Origin of the sequence: Mesorhizobium sp. M0011, assembly GCF_040324155.1 — a bacterium.
Taxonomy (GTDB): Bacteria; Pseudomonadota; Alphaproteobacteria; order Rhizobiales; family Rhizobiaceae; genus Mesorhizobium.
Map to the genome: position 1 here is coordinate 133,770 of NZ_JAMYVQ010000001.1, position 18,326 is coordinate 152,095.

Genomic DNA, 18,326 nt, shown 5'->3' on the forward strand with positions numbered 1-18,326 from the left:
ATGACTGGTCATCGCAGGAAAGTGCAGGCGCGCATCTACGGCAATGTGCAAGGCGTCGGCTTCAGAGCATGGGCCCGGGATGAGGCCGCAGGCCTTGGTCTTGCGGGCTGGGTTTGCAATGAAGCGGATGGGTCCGTAGCGACGCAAATTGCAGGCCTTGATGAAGCGGTCTCGACAATGATCAAGCGCCTCTGGGAAGGGCCGGCCGGAGCTTCGGTTTCCAAGGTCGACATCGAGGAGCTGGTGGCAGAAAACGCCTCTGTTGGGTTCAGGATCGTTGCATGAAGGTGAATTTGGATCGGGCGCCTTGAATTAATTGAACGTTCGTTTTATTATTGCTCCGCAGAGGAGCTGACATGGCACGCACCACGGGGTCCGATGGCGAAAAGACCGAAGCGACTATCCGTGAGGCAGCGGTCAACCTCATCGCGCGCCTTGGTTACGAGGCGATGTCGATGCGCCAGTTGGCCAGCGAAGTCGGCGTCCAGGCAGCTGCGCTCTACCGCTACTTTCCAACCAAGGAAGAGCTTCTGTTCACGCTGATGCGCGAGCACATGGAAGGTCTTACCGATGCGTGGGAAGCCGCCCGCCCCGTCAGCGCAGATCCCGCGCAACGGCTCTCGGCCTATGTGCGCAATCACATCGCCTTTCACATCGAGCGACGGCACGCCACGCATGTGTCGAACATGGAATTGCGCAGCCTGTCGCCCGAACGGCTGACGCAGATTCTGCGCATGCGCACAGCTTACGAGAAGGAACTGCGCGCCATCCTGCGCGATGGCGACGAGACGGGCGCCTTCAGCATCGACGACACCGGGCTGACGGCCATGGCGCTGATCCAGATGATGACCGGCGTCATCGTCTGGTTTCGGCCGGGCGAACGGCTGTCGATCGCTGAAGTAACGGCGACATATCTTTCAATGACAATGCGGCTCGTCGGCGCGAAGATCGACGCCTACAGCGCCGCGCGTCCCTTCGGACGCGCAAAGGACGCTGCAGCATTTTGATTTCGCGCATGATCCCTTTCCGAAAATCAAAGGCGATTTTCGGGGTCATGCGCAGGGAGGACAAGCATGTACACGAACACACTCAGCTTCGGGCATGACGAGGAGATCGAGGCGCTGCGCGACTTGGTGCGGCGCTTCGCCCAGGACCGGATCGCTCCGGTCGCCGCCGACATCGATCGCTCGAACGAATTTCCGGCGCATCTGTGGGGTGAACTCGGTGCGCTCGGCCTGCTTGGGATCACGGCCGATCCCGATTTCGGCGGCAGCGGCATGGGCTATCTCGCGCATGTGATCGCCGTCGAGGAAATCTCGCGCGCTTCGGCCTCCGTCGGCCTCTCCTACGGCGCTCACTCCAATCTCTGCGTCAACCAGATCAACCGCTGGGCGACGACGGCGCAGAAGGAAAAATTCCTGCCGCCACTGTGCTCGGGCGAGCGGGTCGGCGCGCTGGCGATGTCGGAATCCGGCGCCGGCTCGGACGTCGTCTCGCTCAAGCTGCGCGCCGAAAAGCGCAATGATCGCTATGTGCTGAACGGCACCAAGATGTGGATCACCAACGGGCCGGATGCCGAGACCCTGGTCGTCTATGCCAAGACCGATCCGGAGCAAAACTCGCGCGGCATCACCGCCTTCATCGTCGAGAAGGCGATGGCCGGGTTTTCCGTGGCGCAAAAGCTCGACAAGCTCGGCATGCGCGGCTCCAACACCGGCGAACTGGTGTTCAGGGATGTCGAGGTGCCCTTCGACAATGTGCTGCATGAGGAAGGGCGCGGCGTCGAGGTGCTGATGTCTGGCCTCGACTATGAGCGCACGGTGCTTGCCGGCGGCCCGATCGGCCTGATGGCGGCGTGCCTTGACGTGGCAATCCCCTATGTGCACGAGCGCAAGCAGTTCGGCCAGGCGATCGGCGAGTTCCAGCTGGTGCAAGGCAAGCTGGCCGACATGTACACGGTGATGAACGCCGCGCGCGCCTATGTCTATGCCGTTGCCGCCGCCTGCGACCGCGGCCAGACGACGCGCAAGGATGCCGCCGGCTGCGTGCTGTTTGCCGCCGAGAAGGCGACGCTGATGGCGCTCGACGCCATCCAGCTGCTTGGCGGCAACGGCTACATCAACGACTATCCGACCGGCCGCCTGCTGCGCGATGCCAAGCTCTATGAGATCGGCGCCGGCACCAGCGAAATCCGCCGCTGGCTGATCGGCCGCGAGATCATGGCGGAGGGGGTATAGCATGGCTACGCTGCAAACCCAGATATCCCCCTCCTCCGAAACCTTCCGTGCCAATGCCGAGCGCATGCGGGCGCTGGTCGCCGACATTGCGGAGAAGGCGGCCACCGTCGAGCGCGGCGGCTCGGAGGAAGCGCGCGAGCGGCATGTTTCGCGCGGCAAGCTCCTGCCGCGCGAGCGCCTCGCGCAATTGCTGGATGTCGGTTCACCCTTCCTCGAGATCGGCCAGTTCGCCGCTTGGTCGATGTATGGCGAGGAGATTTCGTCGGCCGGCATGATCGCCGGCGTCGGCCGCGTCGAGGGCACCGAGGTGATGGTCGTCGTCAACGACGCCACGGTGAAGGGCGGCACCTATTACCCGCTGACGGTGAAGAAGCATCTGCGGGCGCAGGAGATCGCGCTGCAGAACAATTTGCCTTGCATCTACCTCGTCGATAGCGGCGGTGCCAACCTGCCCAATCAGGACGAGGTGTTTCCCGACCGGGAGCATTTCGGCCGCATCTTCTACAACCAGGCCAACATGTCGGCAGCCGGCATTCCGCAGATCGCCTGCGTCATGGGTTCCTGCACGGCGGGCGGCGCCTATGTGCCGGCGATGTCCGACGAGACGATCATGGTGGGCAACCAGGCGACCATCTTCCTCGGCGGTCCGCCGCTGGTGAAAGCAGCGACCGGCGAGGATGTCAGCGCCGAGGATCTCGGCGGCGCCGATGTGCACACCAGGCTCTCCGGTGTTGCCGACCACTATGCGCTGGACGACGACCATGCGCTCGCCATCTGCCGCCGCATCGTCAAAAACCTGAATCGGAACAAGACTGTAAGCCTAAACTTACAGAGATCGATTCCGCCGCTTCATCCGGCGGATGAACTCTACGGCATCGTGCCGACCGACCCGCGCCAGCCCTATGACGCACGCGAGGTGATTGCGCGCATCGTCGACGGTTCCGAATTCGACGAGTTCAAGCAGAATTACGGCACCACGCTGATCACCGGCTTTGCCCATCTCCATGGCATGCCGGTCGGCATCATCGCCAACAACGGCGTGCTGTTTTCCGAAAGTGCTGTGAAGGGCGCGCACTTCATCGAACTGTGCTGCCAGCGCAAGATCCCATTGGTCTTCCTGCAAAACATCACCGGCTTCATGGTCGGTCGAAAATATGAAGCAGGCGGCATCGCCAAGGACGGCGCCAAGCTGGTGATGGCCGTTGCCACCGCCCGCGTGCCAAAGGTGACGATCATCATCGGCGGTTCGTTCGGCGCCGGCAATTACGGCATGTGCGGCCGCGCCTATTCGCCGCGCTTCCTGTGGATGTGGCCGAACGCCCGCATCTCGGTGATGGGCGGCGAGCAAGCAGCAACGGTGCTTGCCATGGTCAAGCGCGAAGGCATCGAGCGCAAGGGCGGGGAATGGAGCGCCGAGGAAGAGGCGAAATTCAAGAAGCCGATCCTGATGAAATACGAGCATGAGGGCCATCCGCTCTATTCGTCCGCACGCCTCTGGGACGACGGCATCATCGACCCTGCGAAGACCCGCGACGTGCTGGCGCTCAGCCTGTCCGCTGCGCTCAACGCCGAAATCGAGGACACGCGCTTCGGCGTGTTTCGGATGTGAGAATGGACGGTCAACTTCGACGGACAAACGGCGGAACTATACCAGCAGGCCGTTGCTGCCGTGCGAAAAGGCTGAACTGTATGGACCAACCGATTCATCAGCATAGGCGGCTTCGAATCTCAAACAGTGAACTGGCGGCGAGGCAAAATATTCGATACTGCTTATCCAGCATGGGGCAATGGGGACGGGCTGGAAATGAAACTGAAATATTGCCAGGGAACGGCTGCTTCGATACTTTCTGTATTTCTAATATTAACATCGACCGGCATCGGCTCGGCGGAATCGCTCGCGGGACGCAAGGGAGACGTGCGTTTTCCGCCGACCTTGGGTTCGGGCGAATGCAACGTTGCCTACAAGGGCTCCGTCGCGGCGAGCGGCCATTCGGCCTACGCCACAACCTTTTATTCGCGTGTCGTCGACCTCTACATTGTCTGCGGGACGAAGCTCAACGCGCCGTCCCAGAAGGCGGCGGAAGAGACGGCGCTGCGCAATTGCCAGGCCGGCTTGACACGGTGGAAGCTCAAGACCGCGAGTGGCGGCTGCGCAATTTCGTCATCGAAATAGATACTACCGACCGCAAGGTAGAGCACTCCCTTGGTAAGGGAGAGGTCTACGCCGAGGGCTGGAATGGCTCGCTGGACAGTACCCCCCTCTGTCCTGCCGGACATCTCCCCCGCATGGGGGGAGATCGACTGTCGCTATCGCTTTCGCCAAATTCCAACATTGAAAGTTCGCAGCGAGGGCAAAGCTGCCAATCTCCCTCCTTGCGGGGGCCGGCAGGACAGAGAGGGGTGTTCAAGCGCCCTGCTTCCCATGGACTCCGAGCCTTACATGCGGAGGCTCCATGTTTGCCAAGATCCTGATTGCCAATCGCGGCGAGATCGCCTGTCGTGTCATCCGCACGGCTCGGGAACTGGGTGTGCGCACTGTCGCCGTCTATTCGGATGCCGACGCGAGATCCCTGCATGTCGAGATGGCCGACGAGGCGGTGCATATCGGCCCCTCGCCCGTCGGCGAAAGCTATCTGCGCGGTGACAAGATCATCGCCGCGGCCTTGGCTACCGGCGCACAAGCCATTCATCCCGGCTACGGCTTCCTGTCGGAAAATCCCGATTTCGTCGACCAGGTGACGGCGGCGGGGCTCATTTTCATCGGCCCGTCGGCGGCCTCGATCCGTGCCATGGGGCTGAAGGACGCGGCCAAGCGTCTGATGGAAAAAGCCGGCGTTCCGGTCGTTCCGGGCTACCATGGCGAGGCGCAGGAGATCGTGCTACTTGCCTCCAAGGCACGCGAGATCGGCTATCCCGTGCTGATCAAGGCACGCGCTGGCGGCGGCGGCAAGGGTATGCGCCGGGTCGAGCATCCCGATGAGTTTTCCGAGGCGTTGTCCAGCGCGCGGCGCGAGGCGAAAGCTGCGTTCGGCGACGACCGTGTGCTGGTCGAAAAATATGTCGACAAGCCGCGCCATATCGAAGTGCAGGTGTTCGGCGACAATTTCGGCAACGCCGTGCACCTCTACGAGCGCGACTGCTCGGCGCAGCGCCGCCACCAGAAGGTGATCGAGGAATCGCCCGCGCCCGGCATGACCGAGGCTTTGCGCAAGGCGATGACGGATGCGGCGGTGAAGGCCGCCAAGGAGATCAATTATTCAGGCGCCGGCACCATCGAGTTCATCGTCGATGCCTCGCAGGGCCTGAAAGCCGACCGCTTCTGGTTCATGGAGATGAACACCCGCCTGCAGGTCGAACATCCGGTCACCGAAATGGTGACCGGCACCGATCTGGTCGAGTGGCAGTTGCGGGTCGCCAGCGGCGAAAAGCTGCCCAAGACGCAAAGCGAGATCGCGCTTACCGGCCATGCCTTCGAGGCGCGCATCTATGCCGAGGACGCGGCAAAAGGTTTTCTGCCGGCAACGGGCACGCTGCATCATCTGAGATTTCCAGACGCGGCCCCGCAAGGCGCCACGATGCGCATCGAGACCGGCGTGCGGGCGGGTGACGCCATCTCGCCGTACTACGATCCGATGATCGCCAAGCTGGTCGTCCACGCCACGGACCGCCAGGCGGCTCTGGAAGCGCTTGGCGCGGCGCTATCCCGGACCGAGATCGCCGGCTCGACCGTCAACACCGCCTTTCTTGCCGCTCTCGCCGCCGATCCGGATTTCGCCGCAGGCGACGTCGACACCAGCCTGATCGCCAGGTACCAGACGGCGCTGACCGAGGTCGCGCCGCCAAGCGGAGAAACCATAGCCGCGGCCGCAGTCGCGGCCTCCGGCGCCGGGGCAACGCCGCTATCCGACGACCCGTGGGCGGCGCTTGCCGGTTATGCCCATTTCCACAGCGTGGCGCGACGCACATGGCTGAAGTTCGGTGAAGACGATATCGCGGCGAAGGTTTCGGTGCGGCCGGATGGGCGCTTCCAGGTCGCGCTGGACAAGCCCTATGACGATACCAATTCGCATGATTTTCGCGCCGCGCCACGCCTCGCCCGCTGGCCAGGCCACATCACCGTGTTCGAAGGCGCCGTTGGCTACACCTTCGCCGTGCCGGACCCGTTGGCACGGGCCGATGAGGCGGCGGCAAGCACCGGCAGCCTGCGTGCGCCGATGCCGGGACTGGTCAAGCTGGTGCGCGTGGGAAAGGGCGATGCCGTGATCAAGGGCCAGCCGCTGCTGATCCTGGAGGCGATGAAGATGGAGCACACCATCTCCGCGCCGCATGACGGCGTGATCGCCGAGATCGCCACCGAGGGCGCGCAGGTGACCGACGGGACTGTGCTGGTGCGGTTCGTCGAGGAGCACAACGCCGCGACCACAGCAGTGAGCTGACGGTTCGGAAGGCCAACGACAGGGCAAACAAGAAAATGGCCGGGACGAACCCGGCCATTTCTCTATGCTATCCAGTCGCCAGGGCGGCGATTACTGCGCAATCGGCGCGTATTTGCCGTCATGCCACTGGTTGATGTCGTAGCTGGCATTCTTGAGGTCGCCCTTCTCGTCGAAGGTGACATCACCGACAACGGTGCTGATCGGCGTGCCGTTCTTCAACGCTTCGGCAACCTTGGCCGGGTCGTCGCTGCCGGCACGCTTGATGCCTTCGGCGAATGCCTGGATGGTGGCGTAAGAGAACAGCGTGAAGCCCTCCGGCACGAAACCGCCGGCCTTGATCTTCTCGACGGCAGCCTTGGCTTCCGGCTTTGCCTGCGGATCCGACGGGAAGACGAACATGGTGCCCTCGCCGGCCGGGCCGGCGACCTGCCAGAATTCCGGCGAGGCGATGGAGTCCGGCATGATCAGCTGGAACTTCAGGTTCTGTTCCGCCGACTGACGCAGGATCAGGCCAGCTTCAGGATGGTAGCCGCCGAAATAGACGACGTCGGCTTTCAAGTCCTTGAGCTTGGTGACGAGAGCCGAATAGTCCTTCTCGCCAGCGTTGATGCCGTCATAGTAGACCTCCTTGAGGCCGCCGGCATTCATCGTTGCCCTGACGGCGTCAGCCACGCCCTGTCCGTAGGCGCTCTTGTCGTGCAGGACGACGACATTCTTGCCGGCAAACTTCTTGGCGATCCATGGGCCGATGAAGGCGCCCTGCGCATCGTCACGCGTGTAAAGGCGCATGATCGTCGGCCAGCCGGCCTTGGCGGCCGCGTCGGTCAGCACCGGGTTGGAAGAAGCCGGGCTCATCATCAGCGCGCCGGCTTCGGCATAGACGGCCGAGGCCGGAATGCTCGAACCGGAGCAGGCATGGCCGTCGATGAACTTGACGCCATCGGCGACGACGCGGTTGGCAACCGACACGGCCTGCTTGGGATCGCACTGGTCGTCTTCGATATCGAGCTTGATCATCGACCCGTTGACGCCGCCAGCGGCGTTGATCGCGTCGGCAGCGGCCTGTGCGCCCTGCTTGAACTGATCGCCGATGGTGGCGAGCTGTCCGGTCATCGGGCCGATCACCGCAAAGGTGATGTCATCGGCGAATGCAACCAGCGTGCTCATCATCAGGCCGAATATGGCCGCGTTCAAAATACTCAATTTTTTCATGATGGTAGAACTCCTCCACTCACGCGCGGCCGCCCCGGCCCCGCTTCTTCCAGAGAGGCCGGACAATTTCATCCTTCATTCGGCCTGTCTAGGCGCATTGGCGCCGCTCGATTGGGCCTGCGAGACGTCATCCACGCAAAAAGCCACGCCAGCCTTGTTCCGGCTGGTCGTGGCTTTTTTGCCCGTCGAGCAATCTCCAGGCGCCCCCCGCCTAAAAATCCCGCTCAGCTTCCCTGTGTCGCGCACGACTGGGCCTTGCGGCCTGCCGCGTTCTCTTTCTTGACACCGTGACCGTCTTGCGCGGCCTTCGTTCCGCCGGGTCTGGCCGTCTGTGCGGTCTTGATCCCGGAGCTTCCCTGTCGTCGATAGCCTGTCTGCGATCGGCAGATTTCAGTGCATGGTCATCCATTCGCGGGCTTCGCGCAGCGCCGTGGCGATCTCGACCTTCGACATGGCGGCCGACATTTCCGAGCGCAGTTCGGCAGCGCGGGCCGAGCCCTTGATTGCGGCGATGTTGAACCATTTGTGGGCGGCAACGACATCGGTCTCGCAATCGCGGCCGGTCGCATACATCATGCCCAGTTCGAAAAGGATGTCGGCCTGGGCAGTTGCTCCCATGGCGCCGAAACCTGCTTCAAGCATTTCAAAACGTGCCATTTCAATCCCCTGTTTTCCGGCCCCTGTCAGGCTCCCGAGAGCTGCCTTCTTTCGTCTTGCCGGCTGCTCTTCCGATGCTTTCGAGAATGCCGTGCAGGCTTGAATCCGTCGTTAAATGGCGTGCTTAATTTGAGGAAAACAAAGCTAAAACAAGAGGTAAACGCCGAAAATCGTTAAGGATACAAACCCAGCAATTCAGCCTGCTTGCGTCAAATTTGACGAGAGTTTTCTCACGCGGAGGCAAGACTTCGCTAACCACGGCAGACAAAGGCGATGCGCCGAACGTTTCATTTCGTCGTCGAGGAGGCGCTTTCAGGCGGCTTCAAAATCCCAAAGTCTTCCGCTACGGCACCGCTTTTGTTTTGCCGGGAGCTGGATTAGCTTACGTTTGCGTAAGCGGCAGACCGGCGAGGCGGAGCATCCGGCCGGACATCCACAGGGAGGAAGACATGTTTCGAAAACTGAGCCTGGCCCTTGCGGCCACATTGATCGTGGCGGGTGCGGCATGGGCCGATCCGATCGAAGGCAATTGGAAGACGCAGGCCGGCGAAACCGCGGCCATCGCCGGCGGCGGCTCGTTTTCCATCACCCTCAGGTCCGGGAAATATGCCGGCAAGACCATCGGCTCGCTCAAGGCGACGGGCGACAACAAATATGCCGGCAACATCACCGATCCGGCAAACGACAGGACCTATTCGGGCAAGGCGACATTGTCGGGCAGCTCTCTCAAGATGAGCGGCTGCGTGCTGGGCGGACTGATCTGCAAGAGCCAGACCTGGCATAAGCTCTGATCGACCGCACCCTTACGACATGATGACGGGGCGTCGACGGGCCCCGTTTTCGTTTTGTCGACACATGCTGCGCCGGTGATGCTCGATACCCGCCGGCGGCTATCCAAACCGACGCCGGCGCCGTCGAAACCCCGTCAACCATCTTGAACCGCAGATGAACGCCGGCATCAGAGCCGGTTCAGTTGCATCAGGGCATTCTCCGGCGTGTTGAAGGAGACCGACCCAATGCTTGCTCGCCGCTTCACCATCGTCTGCCTGCTGGTGAGCCTGTTTGGAATGTTCTTCGCCATCCTCGTCGCCGAAGCGGGCCGTCCGGCCCGCGCCTGGGACGAAGCCAGTTCCGGAACCTGCCGCCTCGCCTGCCCCACCCATCTTCGCAACTGAACAAAGAACCAAGACCTCGAAAAGAAAAGCTGAAACACCATGAACCGCATCGCCGCCAACGCTCTCAAGACCATTCGGCTTCTGCCGCGGGCGGCGCTTATCCTGGCGGTTCTGGCCGCTCCGGTTCTGGCCGTGCCGATGATGCGCTCCGATGCCGGCTCGACGATCGACGCACCTGCCCTGAAGAAGTCCGGCGTCGGCTTTGTGCTCCTGGTCAGCCTGCAGCGCGGTTGAAGAAAAACGGCGCTTTGGCCGCCTTCGGTCGCGACACCCCTCCCAAGTGCCGATCCAAGTCTCTATATTGAGCCATGGAAAAGCGAATCTACCCACAAGCCATCGAATCTGTCGTCATGCCGGAGCCTTTTGGCCGGCAAAGCTTTGATAGCGCCGAAAAAGCCGTCAAGGCACTGCAGGCGCTTTACGACCGCAACACCAAATTCCTGCGCGACTCCTTCGCAGAGCTGGCGGCAGCAGGCGGCGACAATGGCAAGCGCTACCGGGCCTTCTATCCGGAGATCGGCGTCACCACCAACTCATTCACCCAGATCGACTCGCGCCAGGCCTATGGCCATATGCCGACGCCTGGGCATTTTTCCACCACCATCACCCAGCCGGGCCTGTTCGAAAGCTACCTCGTCGAGCAGTTGCGCCTGATCATGCGCAATCATGGGGTTGCGGTCACGGTGTCGGAATCGACCACGCCGATCCCGCTGCATTTCGCCTTCCTTGAAGGCACCCATGTCGACGGCGCGACGGCGGAGCGCATCAAGCGGCCGATCCGCGACCTGTTCGACGTGCCGGATCTCGACGGCACCGACGACCAGATCGCCAACGGCACCTTCGAAGTGGCCTTTGGCGAGCCGAGGCCGTTGGCGCCCTTCACTGCGCAGCGCATCGACTATTCGCTGCACCGGCTGTCGCACTATACGGCGACCACACCGCAGCAGTTCCAGAACTTCGTACTGTTCACCAATTATCAGTTCTACATCGACGAGTTCGTCGCCCGCGCCCGCGACCTGATGGCCAATGGCGGCGGCGGATACACGGAGTTCGTCGAGCCGGGCAATGTCATCACCAAGAGCGGGCAAAGCGCGCCCAGCGAAGGCGTTGCACCGCCGCGCCTGCCACAGATGCCGGCCTATCACCTGAAGAAGTCGGGACATGGCGGCATCACCATGGTGAATATCGGCGTCGGGCCTTCCAACGCCAAGACCATCACCGACCATATTGCGGTGCTGAGGCCGCATGCCTGGGTGATGCTCGGCCACTGTGCCGGCCTGCGCAACACCCAAGCGCTGGGCGACTATGTGCTGGCGCATGCCTATGTGCGCGAGGACCATGTGCTGGACGACGATCTTCCGGTCTGGGTGCCGATCCCGCCGCTGGCCGAGATCCAGGTGGCGTTGCAGGAAGCCGTCGCCGAAGTCACCGGCCTTACCGGCTACGACCTGAAGCGCATCATGCGCACGGGCACCGTCGCCACCATCGACAATCGCAACTGGGAACTGCGCGACCAGCGTGGCCCGGTCCAGCGTCTGTCGCAATCTCGCGCCATCGCACTCGACATGGAATCGGCGACGATTGCCGCCAATGGCTTCCGCTTCCGCGTTCCCTACGGCACGCTGCTGTGCGTTTCGGACAAACCGCTGCATGGCGAGTTGAAGCTGCCCGGCATGGCGACCGAATTCTACAAGCGCCAGGTGGCGCAGCACCTGACCATCGGCATCAGGGCGATGGAGAAGCTCGCGGAAATGCCGATGGAGCGGTTGCATTCGCGCAAGCTCAGAAGTTTTTCGGAAACGGCGTTCCAGTAGGCCGATACCACGCATCGCGTAGGCATTTCTCATCTTGATTGGGCCGCATTTCTGCCGATAAGCAGGCGGCATGGAGAGAGCGAGCTTCGGGACATTGCTGATTTCGGTTGCATTCCTGGCAATGCTGGCCTGTTCGATCGCGCTGGTGGCCGGGTTTTTCGGAACGCTGCATCCCGCCTTCGATTCCTTCTCGCATTTCCGCGTCCACCTTGCCGTGCTGATGGCGCTTTGCGCACTGCCGCTGCTGGCCACGACATTTCGCCTGCAGGCGGCCGTGGCACTGCTTTTTGCCGTGGCGGCCTTCGCCACCACTTCCGGGTCGCTGTCCTTCTCCCGCCTGTGGCCGGTTCAGGCCGCCTATGAAGCCAAGAACGAAGACCGCGCGATCTACAAGCTGCTGCAGATGAACCTGCGCTACGACAATCCGACGCCGAAGAAGGTGCTGTCGCTGATCGGCCGGACCAATCCCGACGTGATCACCCTGGACGAGGTATCGGCGATGTGGGCGACCGAGCTTGGCTATATCAGCAGCGCCTATCCATACCGGATCCTCTGTCCTTATCCCAACGGCATATTCGGCGTCGCGCTGCTCTCGCGGCGGCCCTTTGCCGCCGACACCGAGGCGCGTTGCGAAAGGCGCGGCGCCATGGCGACAGCGACCGTCGACTTCGGCGGCATCGACGTCGATGTCGCCGCGATCCATCTCAGTTGGCCGTGGCCACGCGAGCAGTACTGGCAGATCGGCGAGTTGACGGAGCCGCTTTCCGCGCTCGGCGAGACGGCCATCATGGCGGGCGACTGCAATGCCGCGCCGTGGAGTGCCGCCGTGCGGCGGGTCGCGGCGCTTGGCGGGCTGACCGTGATGCCGTCCGCCGGCCCGACCTGGATCCACATCAAGCTGCCGGACTTGCTGCGGCGCTTCGCCGGCCTGCCGATCGACCAGGTTTTCAGCAAGGGCGGCGTGACCATCCATTCCGCGACACGGCTGGAGGACACGGGCTCGGATCACCTCCCGGTCATGGTGGAGTTCTCACTCAGGCTGAACCAGCAAAAGCCGCTCGACGAACATGAAACCGCGACCGCGGCCATAAGCCAGACCGGCAAGACGCCAGGCTGAAGGATCAGGGCCTGACCAAAGCGATGACGAGATGCTGGACATGGCCGCCATCGCGATGCTCGCGCGCATCGAAAGCGAGCTGCTTGGCCTCATATGCGGCATTGGTGGCCTTGATACGTCGCTGTGCCTCGCGACGTGTCTTGTAGCAGAACCGGTCGTCGGCAATCCTGAGGCCGGAGATCGATCTTTCCGTGGCCCGCATCATCTCCCTGGCGATGCGGCCATGGGTTTCCTCATGGGCGCGGACGCCGGCGAAGAACCGCGTCCAGCGCTTCCGGAGCGTCGGAGTGGTGGCCGAGGCGACACGCGGAAACGTATAGAAGAGATTGAGCGTGCCGTTGGCACGCCGCAAGCGGCAAACGCCATTGTCCTGGCTGGTGTCAAGGTCCCAGTCCACTGCGTAGCCGGTCAGCGCGATGGCATGCGTCATGAAGCCGTGCTTCGGCCCCTTGCGGTCCATAGCCTGCATCAGCGCCAGCCCCGTGTTCCCGGTGATGTCGTAGGTCCGCGTCTTGACCACCACCCTGGTGCCGGCCGAGGCCGCCGAAGCCAAACCGAACAGCGCACCGATCGCCACAAGGCATGCCAGAACCGCCAAGCGCATTGGCCATCTCCTTATCGTCAAGGAATGGAACCATAAGCGTGCGGCAGTTTCAACAGTCCTAATGTTTCACATGCCACGGGAGACCCCGAGCCGTCGTCGGGGTCTTTGCACGCTGTGGCCGGCGCGGGCCTACATGCCCTGGTAGACCGGGCCTTCTCCGCCTTGCGGCGGCACCCAGTTGATGTTCTGGTTCGGGTCCTTGATGTCGCATGTCTTGCAGTGGACGCAGTTCTGCGCGTTGATGACGAAGCGCACATCCTTGGCCGTGGGATCGGCGGCGGCATTGCCATCCTTGTCGACCCACTCGTAAACCCCGGCCGGACAGTAGCGCGTCGAGGGGCCCGCAAAGACATCGTGCTCGGACCGCTTCTGCAGTTCCATGTCGCCGACAAGCAGGTGGACCGGCTCGTTTTCCTCGTGATTGGTGTTGGACAGGAACACCGAGGACAGCCTGTCGAAGGTCAGCACGCCATCGGGCTTCGGATAGGCGATCTTCTTGTGCTGGGCGGCAGGCTCGAGCGTCGCATAGTCGGCCTTGCCATGCTTCAGCGTGCCGAAGGGCGAGACACCGAACAGCGTGTTCAGCCACATGTCGAGGCCGCCGAGGCCGACCCCGACGATCGTGCCGAAGCGCGACCACAGCGGCTTGACGTTGCGCACCTTCTTCAAATCCTTGCCGATGTCGGTCGCGCGCCAGGCTTCCTCGTAGGAAGCGAGTTCGTCGTTGGCGCGCCCGGCACCGATCGCCTCTGCGACATGCTCGGCCGCCAGCATGCCGGACAGCACGGCATTGTGCGAGCCCTTGATGCGCGGCACGTTGACGAAGCCCGCCGCACATCCCATCAGCGCACCACCGGGAAAGGAGAGTTTCGGCACCGACTGCCAGCCGCCCTCGGTGATGGCGCGCGCGCCATAGCCGAGGCGCTTGGCGCCGTCGAAAGTCCCGCTGATCGCCGGATGGGTCTTGAAGCGCTGGAATTCCTCGAACGGCGACAGATAGGGGTTCTTGTAATTGAGGTGGAGGACGAAGCCGACCGCCACCTGATTGTCCTCGAGATGGTAGAGGAACGAGCCGCCGCCGGTCTTCAAGTCAAGCGGCCAGCCGAAGGAATGCTGGACCAGCCCCGGACGGTGGTTCTCCGGCTTGACCTGCCAGAGTTCCTTCAGGCCGATGCCGTATTTGCCCGGTTCGCGGCCATCGGAAAGCTTGTATCTGGCGATCAGTTGCTTGGCGAGCGAGCCGCGAGCGCCCTCCCCGATCAGCACATATTTGCCCATCAGCGCCATGCCGGGTGCGAAGCCCGGACCGTGCGTTCCGTCCTTCTCGATGCCCATGTCGCCGGTGACGACGCCGGTGACGGCGCCTTGCTCATTGTAGAGCAGGCCGGCAGCGGCAAAGCCCGGATAGATCTCGACGCCGAGCGCTTCGGCCTTGGTCGCCAGCCAGCGGCAGACATTGCCGAGCGAGACGATGTAGTTGCCGTGATTGTTCATCAGCGGCGGCATCAGCATGTTGGGCAGGCGAAACGAGCCGGCAGGGCCAAGGACCAGGAAATGGTCTGATGTGACCGGCGTCTTGAAGGGATGGCCGTCCTCATCGCGCCAGCCCGGCAAGAGCCTGTCGATGCCGATCGGATCGACAACGGCGCCGGAGAGAATATGGGCGCCGACCTCACCGCCCTTCTCCAGGACGACGACCGAAAGCTCGGGATTGACCTGCTTGAGGCGGATCGCGGCGGCGAGGCCCGCCGGTCCGGCGCCGACGATAACCACGTCGAATTCCATGCTTTCGCGTTCGATGTCGCTCATCAACCCCTCCGCACTGGCTTATCCCATTCGGGTATCTTGCTGGCTCCCGCGCTGCATAGCGCATCAATTGACGACAGGAAACCGGCGCATACGTGACAATGCCGTTTTGGCCAAAAAGTCGCGCATTGCGAGGCTGGAAGACTGCTTTTCGCCCGGCATTGCCTGCGAGGCGCGCGTTTTTAATTGTTCGACGGCTTGCTTATCGGCCATACTTCACGCCATGCGCATTCCTGGGCCAGCCGGCTTTTCATCGACGCGCTTTCTTTTCCCGCCCGGCCGGATCCGCCGGGCGCTCCTTTTGGCCCTTCTGATGCTGGCGCCGCATCACGCTGCCGCCGACGAAGTGAAGGTCTGGGCGGCAGGCGCCTACTCCTTCTCCGACGAGCTTGGCGGCTTCCGCATCACCGGCGCCTCGGGCATCGGAACGAAGGACGATCCGTTCGTCATCACCGAAGAGCTGAATTCGTCAACGCCGGTGACGCTGACGATCCGCACGACAAAGCCGATCCAGGCCTTCGGCAAGGCCGGCGAATTCGCAAACGGCATGATGTATATGCGCATCGATGTACTCAACAACAGCGGCCAGGCCTGGGTCGAATTCCAGTTCGAATTGCAGGAGATCCTGAATCGGCCGAGCGTGTTCGGCGACGGGCTTTCCTTCGACCAGCGCAACAAGACGCCGGACAATATTTTGTCGAGCAATTTCGCCGATTTCGATCGCGATTTCGAACCCTATGACCGGCTGCTGTTCAGGAATGGCAAGGTCGACCCGCTGAAAACCGCCAGGTTCGAATTCCTGATGACCGACTACACGCCGCGCTGGACTTTCTATCTGGTGCAGGATCCGCGCATACCAACGGGGTAGACGATAGGAATTTTTTCTTGACTCGGTGACCTCAGCTATGGTACATTTTTGCCTATGGTGCTGATTTGCGCCAGTGACCCGCCGGACAGGCGGGTTTTTCGTTTGATGCTCCGTCAGCCGACGCGCCGGCGAAAGGCTCCGAAGGAACCCGTTAACCCTGGTTCGTTGCCCTGGTAGAGAAGCTGCCAGTCTTGCAAATTGCCGTCACGCGGACGAATGTGAATCGATGACTGCCGCTTCCCCAACCAACAGACCTGATATCGCCGACCTGCTGGCCTTTTATGCCAGCGTTGGTGTCGATGAGGCGCTCGAAGAGCAGCCGGTGAACCGGTTCGCCGAAGTTGCGCCAAAGCCGATGGAGCGCGCGCCGAACGCAGCGCCTTCGGGTGACACCGCCGCACCGCTGCGCTCGACGACCATGTCCCGCGGCGAAGCCGGGGACAGAGCAAATGCACCACCCGTTGCGCGGTCGCCGTCTGCGACGACTGCGGTTCCCGACGAAGCGCAGGCAGCACTGGCCCGCCAATTGGCGACCACAGCAACAACGCTTGACGAGCTTCGCCAGCACATGGCGGCGTTCGACGGCTGCAATCTCAAGGCCACCGCCAAGAACCTGGTGTTCGCCGACGGCAACCCGGAAGCCGCCGTCATGCTGGTCGGCGAGGCACCCGGCCGCGACGAGGACATCGAGGGCCTGCCCTTCGTCGGCCGCTCGGGCCGGCTGCTCGACCGCATGCTGGCCGCGATCGGGCTCGACCGCACTTCAGTCTATATCGCCAATGTCATTCCCTGGCGGCCGCCGGGCAATCGCACGCCGACGCCGCACGAGACCGAGATCTGCCGGCCGTTCATCGAGCGACAGATCGAGCTGGTCAATCCCAAGGTGCTGATCAACCTTGGCGGCCCGTCAGCCAAGACCTTGCTCAACACCTCGGAAGGCATATTGCGGCTGCGCGGCAACTGGCGCGTCCACACGACGGCGTCCGGCATCGCCATCCCGGCCATGCCGACGCTGCATCCGGCCTATCTCCTGCGAACCCCGTCGCACAAGAAGCTGGCGTGGCGGGATTTTCTTGAAGTGAAGGCAAAGCTGCGAGAAGTTGGGTGATTGGCCAATCTCCCCCCTCGTGGGGGAGATGTCCGGCAGGACAGAGGGGGCGCGAAGGATCGCAAGCCTTTGCAATCTTCCCTTTGGTTTCGCCTGACGATGCAGTCGTCGCGGCCTGCCGAAACGCCGGCGGGACAGCGCCCCCCTCTGCCTGCCAGGCATCTCCCCCACGAGGGGGGATTGGCTGTCACCTCCGCTTTCGCCAATCTCGAACGTGGATGCTGTACCGATAACCTCCGAGGTAATTGAATTACGTCTGCTCTCGGACTAACCATGCCCTCATGACAACAGCCCAAACCTCCGCCGGCAGCCTCATTCGCGAGTGGCGCACCCGCCGCCGCATGTCGCAACTCGACCTCGCCATGGAGGCCGAGATATCGCAGCGGCATCTCTCCTTCGTCGAAAGCGGCCGCGCCGCGCCCTCACGCGACATGGTGCTGCATCTGGCCGAGCAATTGTCGATACCGCTGAGGCAGCGCAACCAGTTGCTGCTCGCCGCCGGCTTTGCGCCGAGCTTCGGCGAGCGCTCGCTGACCGACATCACGATGGCGCCGGCGATGGCGGCCGTCGAGATCGTCCTCAAAGGCCACGAGCCTTTCCCGGCACTCGCCGTCGACCGCCACTGGAACCTGGTTTCGGCCAATGCCGCCATTGCACCCTTCCTTGCCGATGTCAGCGAGGCTTCGCTGCTGACGCCGCCGGTCAACGTGCTTCGCCTCAGCCTGCATCCCGGCGGCATCGCACCGCGCATCGTCAATCTCGCGGAGTGGCGGACGAATCTCCTTGAGCGCCTGAAACACCAGAACGATGCCAGCGGCGACGAGGTGCTGATCGAACTCGAGCGTGAGCTAAGGACTTATCCGTCCGGCTTGAAAGGCAGCCGGCCGACACCGGTCGAGCCAAATGCCATCGTACACCCGCTCAGGCTGGCCTATGGCGATCAGGTGCTGTCATTCATCAGCACCATCACCGTGTTCGGCACGCCGCTCGACGTGACGCTGTCGGAACTGGCGATCGAATCGTTTTTCCCGGCCGATGAGCAGACGAGGACTGTGCTGGTGCGATTGGCGAAGGAACGGGCTGCGAAGGTGTCGTAGTCGGCAAGGCCGAGGGACAGCACCCCCCTCTGTCCTGCCGGACATCTCCCCCGCAAGGAGGGAGATTGGCAGCTCAACCGCTGGCTCTCGCTTTCAATGTTGGTGATTGGCGAAAGCCGATGTGACATCTGATCTCCCCCCTTGCGGGGGAGATGGCCGGCAGGCCAGAGGGGGGTGTAAAGGATCGCCAGCTTT

19 protein-coding genes are annotated in these 18,326 nt (G+C 62.7%); 14 read left to right on the top strand and 5 right to left on the bottom strand.

The genetic code is table 11. The annotated features are described in order from the left end of the window. The 6 genes from NKK51_RS00680 (at window position 1) to NKK51_RS00705 (ending at window position 6,673) form a co-directional block, all read left to right on the top strand. Window positions 1-285, top strand: a complete 285-nt coding sequence (locus NKK51_RS00680; RefSeq protein WP_352550628.1) for an acylphosphatase — start codon at window positions 1-3, stop codon at window positions 283-285. 71 nt (window positions 286-356) lie between these two features. Further along, window positions 357-1,007 carry a TetR/AcrR family transcriptional regulator gene (locus NKK51_RS00685; RefSeq protein ID WP_023812845.1) on the top strand — a complete coding sequence of 217 codons (651 nt, stop codon included), beginning with the start codon at window positions 357-359 and terminating at the stop codon, window positions 1,005-1,007. A 66-nt stretch (window positions 1,008-1,073) separates the two neighbouring features. Continuing rightward, entirely contained in the window at window positions 1,074-2,237 is a 1,164-nt protein-coding gene (locus NKK51_RS00690) for an isovaleryl-CoA dehydrogenase (RefSeq protein ID WP_023812844.1), read from the top strand. A 1-nt stretch (window position 2,238) separates the two neighbouring features. Continuing rightward, on the top strand, window positions 2,239-3,846 hold the full coding sequence (locus NKK51_RS00695) for a carboxyl transferase domain-containing protein (RefSeq protein WP_352550629.1): 1,608 nt from the start codon (window positions 2,239-2,241) through the stop codon (window positions 3,844-3,846). 195 nt (window positions 3,847-4,041) lie between these two features. Beyond that, complete coding sequence (locus NKK51_RS00700; RefSeq protein WP_352550968.1) at window positions 4,042-4,410, top strand: hypothetical protein; 369 nt, start codon at window positions 4,042-4,044, stop codon at window positions 4,408-4,410. 280 nt (window positions 4,411-4,690) lie between these two features. Next, window positions 4,691-6,673, top strand: a complete 1,983-nt coding sequence (locus NKK51_RS00705; protein WP_352550631.1) for an acetyl/propionyl/methylcrotonyl-CoA carboxylase subunit alpha — start codon at window positions 4,691-4,693, stop codon at window positions 6,671-6,673. Between the two features lie 90 nt (window positions 6,674-6,763). Here NKK51_RS00705 and NKK51_RS00710 read toward each other — a convergent pair whose 3' ends face one another. Next, a complete protein-coding gene (locus tag NKK51_RS00710; RefSeq protein WP_352550633.1) occupies window positions 6,764-7,885 on the bottom strand; it encodes an ABC transporter substrate-binding protein in 1,122 nt (373 codons plus the stop codon). Window positions 7,886-8,275: 390 nt separating this feature from the next. After that, the gene (locus tag NKK51_RS00715) at window positions 8,276-8,542 is read right to left on the bottom strand and encodes an SEL1-like repeat protein (protein WP_352550635.1); all 267 of its coding nucleotides are present in this window, start codon (window positions 8,540-8,542) and stop codon (window positions 8,276-8,278) included. A 449-nt stretch (window positions 8,543-8,991) separates the two neighbouring features. Between NKK51_RS00715 and NKK51_RS00720 the strand changes: the two genes are divergently transcribed. The 5 genes from NKK51_RS00720 to NKK51_RS00740 all read left to right on the top strand — a co-directional run bounded on the left by NKK51_RS00720 (window position 8,992) and on the right by NKK51_RS00740 (window position 12,648). After that, window positions 8,992-9,333 carry a DUF2147 domain-containing protein gene (locus NKK51_RS00720; protein ID WP_352550637.1) on the top strand — a complete coding sequence of 114 codons (342 nt, stop codon included), beginning with the start codon at window positions 8,992-8,994 and terminating at the stop codon, window positions 9,331-9,333. 225 nt (window positions 9,334-9,558) lie between these two features. Beyond that, window positions 9,559-9,717: a hypothetical protein gene (locus NKK51_RS00725; RefSeq protein ID WP_164892865.1), complete on the top strand. Its 159-nt coding sequence runs from the start codon at window positions 9,559-9,561 to the stop codon at window positions 9,715-9,717. A gap of 39 nt (window positions 9,718-9,756) precedes the next feature. Continuing rightward, complete coding sequence (locus NKK51_RS00730; protein ID WP_128303015.1) at window positions 9,757-9,951, top strand: hypothetical protein; 195 nt, start codon at window positions 9,757-9,759, stop codon at window positions 9,949-9,951. A 116-nt stretch (window positions 9,952-10,067) separates the two neighbouring features. Continuing rightward, entirely contained in the window at window positions 10,068-11,531 is a 1,464-nt protein-coding gene (locus NKK51_RS00735; RefSeq protein ID WP_245486076.1) for an AMP nucleosidase, read from the top strand. A 70-nt stretch (window positions 11,532-11,601) separates the two neighbouring features. Further along, on the top strand, window positions 11,602-12,648 hold the full coding sequence (locus NKK51_RS00740) for an endonuclease/exonuclease/phosphatase family protein (RefSeq protein WP_352550640.1): 1,047 nt from the start codon (window positions 11,602-11,604) through the stop codon (window positions 12,646-12,648). 4 nt (window positions 12,649-12,652) lie between these two features. Here the strand turns inward: NKK51_RS00740 and NKK51_RS00745 are convergent, their stop codons facing one another. The 3 genes from NKK51_RS00745 to NKK51_RS00755 all read right to left on the bottom strand — a co-directional run bounded on the left by NKK51_RS00745 (window position 12,653) and on the right by NKK51_RS00755 (window position 15,271). Further along, a complete protein-coding gene (locus NKK51_RS00745; RefSeq protein ID WP_023812834.1) occupies window positions 12,653-13,252 on the bottom strand; it encodes a DUF922 domain-containing protein in 600 nt (199 codons plus the stop codon). Between the two features lie 129 nt (window positions 13,253-13,381). Continuing rightward, window positions 13,382-15,061, bottom strand: a complete 1,680-nt coding sequence (locus NKK51_RS00750) for an electron transfer flavoprotein-ubiquinone oxidoreductase (protein WP_352441285.1) — start codon at window positions 15,059-15,061, stop codon at window positions 13,382-13,384. A gap of 63 nt (window positions 15,062-15,124) precedes the next feature. Then, window positions 15,125-15,271: a hypothetical protein gene (locus tag NKK51_RS00755; protein ID WP_155930595.1), complete on the bottom strand. Its 147-nt coding sequence runs from the start codon at window positions 15,269-15,271 to the stop codon at window positions 15,125-15,127. Between the two features lie 10 nt (window positions 15,272-15,281). Between NKK51_RS00755 and NKK51_RS00760 the strand changes: the two genes are divergently transcribed. The 3 genes from NKK51_RS00760 to NKK51_RS00770 all read left to right on the top strand — a co-directional run bounded on the left by NKK51_RS00760 (window position 15,282) and on the right by NKK51_RS00770 (window position 18,131). Next, window positions 15,282-15,926 carry a hypothetical protein gene (locus NKK51_RS00760; protein ID WP_352550641.1) on the top strand — a complete coding sequence of 215 codons (645 nt, stop codon included), beginning with the start codon at window positions 15,282-15,284 and terminating at the stop codon, window positions 15,924-15,926. 226 nt (window positions 15,927-16,152) lie between these two features. Continuing rightward, the gene (locus NKK51_RS00765; protein ID WP_352550643.1) at window positions 16,153-17,034 is read left to right on the top strand and encodes a uracil-DNA glycosylase; all 882 of its coding nucleotides are present in this window, start codon (window positions 16,153-16,155) and stop codon (window positions 17,032-17,034) included. Window positions 17,035-17,315: 281 nt separating this feature from the next. Next, window positions 17,316-18,131, top strand: a complete 816-nt coding sequence (locus tag NKK51_RS00770) for a helix-turn-helix domain-containing protein (protein WP_352550644.1) — start codon at window positions 17,316-17,318, stop codon at window positions 18,129-18,131. The last annotated feature ends 195 nt before the right edge of the window (window positions 18,132-18,326 follow it).

Excerpts from the sequence above, each read along its gene's own strand:
- NKK51_RS00680 (WP_352550628.1), top strand. The coding sequence starts at position 1 with ATGACTGGTCATCGCAGGAAAGTGCAGGCGCGCATCTACGGCAATGTG.
- NKK51_RS00685 (WP_023812845.1), top strand. The coding sequence starts at position 357 with ATGGCACGCACCACGGGGTCCGATGGCGAAAAGACCGAAGCGACTATC.
- NKK51_RS00690 (WP_023812844.1), top strand. The coding sequence starts at position 1,074 with ATGTACACGAACACACTCAGCTTCGGGCATGACGAGGAGATCGAGGCG.
- NKK51_RS00695 (WP_352550629.1), top strand. The coding sequence starts at position 2,239 with ATGGCTACGCTGCAAACCCAGATATCCCCCTCCTCCGAAACCTTCCGT.
- NKK51_RS00700 (WP_352550968.1), top strand. The coding sequence starts at position 4,042 with ATGAAACTGAAATATTGCCAGGGAACGGCTGCTTCGATACTTTCTGTA.
- NKK51_RS00705 (WP_352550631.1), top strand. The coding sequence starts at position 4,691 with ATGTTTGCCAAGATCCTGATTGCCAATCGCGGCGAGATCGCCTGTCGT.
- NKK51_RS00710 (WP_352550633.1), bottom strand. The coding sequence starts at position 7,885 with ATGAAAAAATTGAGTATTTTGAACGCGGCCATATTCGGCCTGATGATG.
- NKK51_RS00715 (WP_352550635.1), bottom strand. The coding sequence starts at position 8,542 with ATGGCACGTTTTGAAATGCTTGAAGCAGGTTTCGGCGCCATGGGAGCA.
- NKK51_RS00720 (WP_352550637.1), top strand. The coding sequence starts at position 8,992 with ATGTTTCGAAAACTGAGCCTGGCCCTTGCGGCCACATTGATCGTGGCG.
- NKK51_RS00725 (WP_164892865.1), top strand. The coding sequence starts at position 9,559 with ATGCTTGCTCGCCGCTTCACCATCGTCTGCCTGCTGGTGAGCCTGTTT.
- NKK51_RS00730 (WP_128303015.1), top strand. The coding sequence starts at position 9,757 with ATGAACCGCATCGCCGCCAACGCTCTCAAGACCATTCGGCTTCTGCCG.
- NKK51_RS00735 (WP_245486076.1), top strand. The coding sequence starts at position 10,068 with ATGCCGGAGCCTTTTGGCCGGCAAAGCTTTGATAGCGCCGAAAAAGCC.
- NKK51_RS00740 (WP_352550640.1), top strand. The coding sequence starts at position 11,602 with ATGGAGAGAGCGAGCTTCGGGACATTGCTGATTTCGGTTGCATTCCTG.
- NKK51_RS00745 (WP_023812834.1), bottom strand. The coding sequence starts at position 13,252 with ATGCGCTTGGCGGTTCTGGCATGCCTTGTGGCGATCGGTGCGCTGTTC.
- NKK51_RS00750 (WP_352441285.1), bottom strand. The coding sequence starts at position 15,061 with ATGAGCGACATCGAACGCGAAAGCATGGAATTCGACGTGGTTATCGTC.
- NKK51_RS00755 (WP_155930595.1), bottom strand. The coding sequence starts at position 15,271 with ATGGCCGATAAGCAAGCCGTCGAACAATTAAAAACGCGCGCCTCGCAG.
- NKK51_RS00760 (WP_352550641.1), top strand. The coding sequence starts at position 15,282 with ATGCGCATTCCTGGGCCAGCCGGCTTTTCATCGACGCGCTTTCTTTTC.
- NKK51_RS00765 (WP_352550643.1), top strand. The coding sequence starts at position 16,153 with ATGACTGCCGCTTCCCCAACCAACAGACCTGATATCGCCGACCTGCTG.
- NKK51_RS00770 (WP_352550644.1), top strand. The coding sequence starts at position 17,316 with ATGACAACAGCCCAAACCTCCGCCGGCAGCCTCATTCGCGAGTGGCGC.